Source organism: Pseudomonas meliae, from assembly GCF_001400515.1.
In the GTDB taxonomy this organism is placed as follows: Bacteria; Pseudomonadota; Gammaproteobacteria; order Pseudomonadales; family Pseudomonadaceae; genus Aquipseudomonas; species Aquipseudomonas amygdali.
In genome coordinates this window covers 1-4,190 of record NZ_LJQT01000012.1, presented here as the reverse complement: position 1 = coordinate 4,190, position 4,190 = coordinate 1, and the positions used below count along the sequence as shown (strand labels likewise).

The window sequence follows — 4,190 nt, the reverse complement described above, 5'->3', positions numbered from 1 at the left end:
GCTCTGCGTCCGCTCTTGAAACTGGACGAACACACCCTCACTGCGCCAGGAAATGAATCCTGAACGCCGCGCCGCCCAGCGGGGAATCGCCCAGGGTCAGTTGTGCGCCGTAGCTTTCGATGATGTCCTTGACCACCGCCAGACCAATGCCTTGCCCAGGGTTCTGGCGGTCCAGGCGTTCGCCACGCTCGAGAATGCGCGCGCGCTGGCTTTGCGGGACGCCGGGGCCGTCGTCTTCGACGCACAGTTCATCGCCGTCCGCTGAGCGGGTAAAGCTCACGCGTACTTCGCTCAGGCATAGCCGATAGGCGTTTTCCAGCAGGTTGCCGAGCATTTCCAGCAACGCGCCCTCTTCCATGTGCACCTGACAATGCTCCGGCAGGTCCAGCGTGGCCTTGACCTGTTTGTCGCGATACACCTTGTCGAGTGTGTTGCACAGGCTTTCGACCACAGGCCGCAGCATGACGTGATGGCGCACCAGACCGCTCTTGCGCAGGCTGGCCCGTTGCAGTTGATAGCCAATCTGTTGGCTCATGCGCTCGATCTGCGATTGCAGCACCCACGCCTGCTCGACATCTTCGGGGCGCTTGGCGATGTTTTCGCTGACCCCTTGCAAGACCGCCAGCGGTGTTTTCAGGCTGTGGGCCAGGTCATCCAGCGAATCACGGTAACGAATCCGCTGTTCACGTTCGCTGCGCAGCAGGCGGTTGAGCGAGTCGGTCAGACGCAGCAGTTCGCTGGGATGCTCCTCGCTCAGGCTGTCGCGCACGCCGGCTTCCACCTGATCCAGTTCCTGGCTCAGGCCGCGCAAGGCACGCAACCCCCAGGTCAGGCCCATCCACAGCAACCCGAGCAGCACCGCCAGTGCTGCGCCAAAGCCCAGATAGAGCTTGCGGCGCAAACCGTCGATGGTTTCCTGATAGCCGCGCAAGGGCTGCACGGCGACGATACTGAACGCGGCATTGCGCCCGCCGAGCAGCCGGATCTCGACGTCATAGACGAAATACTCATCGCCATTGATTTCCTTGATCTTGGTGAACTCGCTGCCCTGCCCGTCATACTGCGGGCGGTAGTCGATGTTCTCGCCTTCGGTGGACAGTGAGCGCCAGACCATCTGCCCCTGGCGGTTATAGATGTAGCCCAGCAGACGACTGCCCGGCAGGTTGAACTGTTCGCCCGGCAGCACAGACGGCATCAATAGATGGCCGTCTTCGACGCGCGCCGCAGAAATCATGGTGGTCACGTCGGAAGCCAGGCGTTGCTCTATCGCCCCGCGCAGCGCCAGGCTGAACGCCCCCTGCAAAGCAGGCAGCATCAGCAGCATGAAGATCACCGCCAGAGTGGCGGCACCCAGCATCAGGCGCAGGCGAAGCGAACGAATCACGTACAGCGCTCATTGAACAGGTAGCCCATGCCGCGCACGGTTTCGATAGGTTTGAACGCCACGTTGCTGTCCAGCTTGCGACGCAGGCGACCGACCAGCACTTCGATCACGTTTGGGTCGCGTTCGTCGTCATCAGGATACAGCTGCTCCATCAGGCGCTCTTTGGGCACCACTTGCTGGTGATGGAGCATCAGGTATTCGAGGATGCGGTATTCGTAGGCGGTCAGCGCCAGCGGTTGTTCAGCCAGCGCGGCGTGCCTGCGATTGAGGTCCAGCAGCAGCGGGCCAGCCGTGATGGTGGACTGAATGAAGCCGCTGGAACGCCGCAACAAGGCGTTGAGCCGCGCTTCCAGTTCTTCGAACTGGAAGGGTTTGACCACGTAGTCGTCAGCGCCGACCGCCAGCCCTTCGACCTTGTCCTGCCAATTGCCGCGCGCGGTCAGGATCAGAATCGGAAACGCCTTGCCCACGGTGCGCAACTGCCGAATCAGGTCCAGCCCACCGATGCCCGGCAAGCCCAGATCGATCACGGCCAGGTCGTGATTGAATTGCGTGACCTGATACAACGCTTCCTCAGCGTTGGCCACCGCTTCCACCACATGTCCCGCTTCGGTCAGACGGGTTCTCAGGTGGTGGCGCAGCAGCGCTTCATCCTCAACTACCAACAACTTCATGCAGCTCTCCCAGGCACAATCGCAGCCTCAAGACAAAGAATGAAACGACATCGTCGCATCAGTACTCAACAGGCGGGCGCTGACGGGCACGTGTTGTGTCACATCATAGCTGCCCAGCAGGATTTCGCGGCTGACAGGCACACCATTGTGAGTCCCTGTCAGGGTGCCGTAAACCGGCGGTGAATAAAGTGTGCCCACAGAAACATTGGTATGTGCCTGTTCCCCGAGCGCATGCCCCCAGCTGTTGGCGTCATCAAGCCTTTCGCTGGTCTTGCCGAACTCGATACGAGCCACGTCAAGCCGACCATCGCCCGCCTGCGCTGCGGCGCTGCCACCCAGAAAAGCCAAGGCCAGGAAAAACTTGTTGAGATTCAACATATCGACTCCTTTTGCGCTCGGGGACGCTGTCAAGGTACGGCCCAACAGTAATCGCGCCGGGCTGAACCCCGACTGAACACGGCATGAACCGGCGCTGAACAGTCATCTACACCGGATGCAGCGGAATCGGCTATGGTTGTTTGCGACCTCAAACTATCAAAAGGAGCTGACCATGCGTGTGTGGATTGCAATGATCATGATGGGCCTGACCGGCCTCGCCCAGGCGGCGATCAAGACCGAGCAGATCGATTACAAGAGTGCCGACGGAACCAAACTGGTGGGTTACTACGCTTACGACGACGCGGTAAAAGGTCCACGCCCCGGTGTTCTGGTGGTTCACGAGTGGTGGGGCCTGAACGACTACGCCAAGCGCCGCGCCCGCGATCTGGCTGCACTGGGCTATAGCGCCATGGCCATCGACATGTACGGCGAAGGCAAGAACACCGAGCACCCGAAGGACGCAATGGCGTTCATGCAGGCTGCGCTCAAGGACAGTGATGCGGCTGACAAGCGCTTTGATGCCGGGCTGGAGCAATTGAAGAAGCAACCTCAGACCGACCCGAAAAAAATTGCAGCGATCGGTTACTGCTTCGGCGGCAAGATCGTGCTGGACGCGGCGCGGCGCGGCGAACCGTTGCTGGGCGTAGTCAGCTTCCACGGCGCACTGGTCACCAATACCCCGGCCAAACCGGGCATCAAAGTGCCGATGCTGGTCGAGCACGGAGCCAAAGACAGCATGGTCACCCCTGAAAACGTTGCGGCGTTCAAAAAGGAAATGGACGACGCCAAGGCAGACTACAAATTCGTCAGCATCGAAGGCGCCAAGCACGGCTTCACCAACCCCGACGCCGACCGCCTGAGCCACGGCGACCACGGCGGCCCGGACATCGGCTACAACAAGGCTGCCGACCAGAGCTCATGGTCAGACATGCAGGTGTTCTTCAAGAAGATATTTGGTTGAGTAACAGATGCTCCTTCTGCACGGAGCATCGCACGATAGTTGGATTCTCGTTCCGCACGCTCTGCGTCGCATCAATTCGCTAATACCAGCGCTGAATATCGATCAAACCGCGCTGCCCCTCATAATCGCGAGCGCTAGAGTATCTCCAGTGCTCACCGACATCCACATAACCCCTCTTTAACTGGGTTGTGGTGAATGTAATCGAGCTTTTGACGCATCACCGCTTCATTCCACACAAGCTCCGCATGAGCCCCTTCCTGCCAGACCTGATAAACCCTGTCGGTCTTGTGCATGGGTTTGACAAAGCGCAGACGCTGAAGCGCGCTCTGGGCATTCGCTTTCTCGAGGACGTGGATTATCTGCCGGGCAGTGAAAGACTTGAAACTATTCACACATTTATCTAGCTCGGGGGCTTGAGCCACGAAGTGCAGATGGTTTTCCAGAATAACGTAACCATAAAGCTGCAGTCCTTGATGAAGCTGTTGGTAGCGCCATGCGTTCAACAGAACGTCCACCAGAGCAGGCCGGGTAAAAAGCGGCAACCACTCCACCACCGTACAGGTCAGGAAGTGGGGTTTTTCAGGTTCGGTGATGGTGTATCGGCTTCGGCCCATGAGTTCGTCCTTGAATCATCAGAGGCCCGAACGGTACATCCCGACTGAGTGGGTGGAAATGACGAAAGTGTGACCAGCTTTTTGCTCTACCTGGCAAAGAGGACGCGGAGCGTCCGGAACGGCATGCGACGCAGAGCGACGCACGATAGTTGAGATTCTCGTTCCCACGCTCCAGCGTG

4 protein-coding genes and 1 pseudogene are annotated in these 4,190 nt (G+C 59.3%); 1 reads left to right on the top strand and 4 read right to left on the bottom strand.

The features are described 5' to 3' along the window. Positions 1–37: 37 nt before the first annotated feature. The 3 genes from ALO64_RS00325 to ALO64_RS00315 are packed head-to-tail and all read right to left on the bottom strand — an operon-like array spanning position 38 to position 2,436. Positions 38–1,384 (bottom strand): ATP-binding protein, encoded by a 1,347-nt coding sequence (locus ALO64_RS00325; RefSeq protein WP_004665996.1) that lies wholly within the window; start codon positions 1,382–1,384, stop codon positions 38–40. Further along, positions 1,381–2,058, bottom strand: coding sequence for a response regulator (locus tag ALO64_RS00320; protein ID WP_044343370.1), 678 nt, complete (start codon positions 2,056–2,058; stop codon positions 1,381–1,383). The genes ALO64_RS00325 and ALO64_RS00320 overlap by 4 nt, the downstream gene beginning before the upstream one ends. Positions 2,059–2,085: 27 nt before the next feature. After that, entirely contained in the window at positions 2,086–2,436 is a 351-nt protein-coding gene (locus ALO64_RS00315) for a hypothetical protein (RefSeq protein WP_002554630.1), read from the bottom strand. Between the two features lie 172 nt (positions 2,437–2,608). On the opposite strand from ALO64_RS00315, the gene ALO64_RS00310 reads away from it, so the two are divergent. Beyond that, positions 2,609–3,397 carry a dienelactone hydrolase family protein gene (locus tag ALO64_RS00310; RefSeq protein WP_044343371.1) on the top strand — a complete coding sequence of 263 codons (789 nt, stop codon included), beginning with the start codon at positions 2,609–2,611 and terminating at the stop codon, positions 3,395–3,397. Positions 3,398–3,476: 79 nt separating this feature from the next. Here the strand turns inward: ALO64_RS00310 and ALO64_RS00305 are convergent. Beyond that, a pseudogene (locus ALO64_RS00305) lies at positions 3,477–4,011 on the bottom strand (REP-associated tyrosine transposase). Positions 4,012–4,190 lie beyond the last annotated feature (179 nt).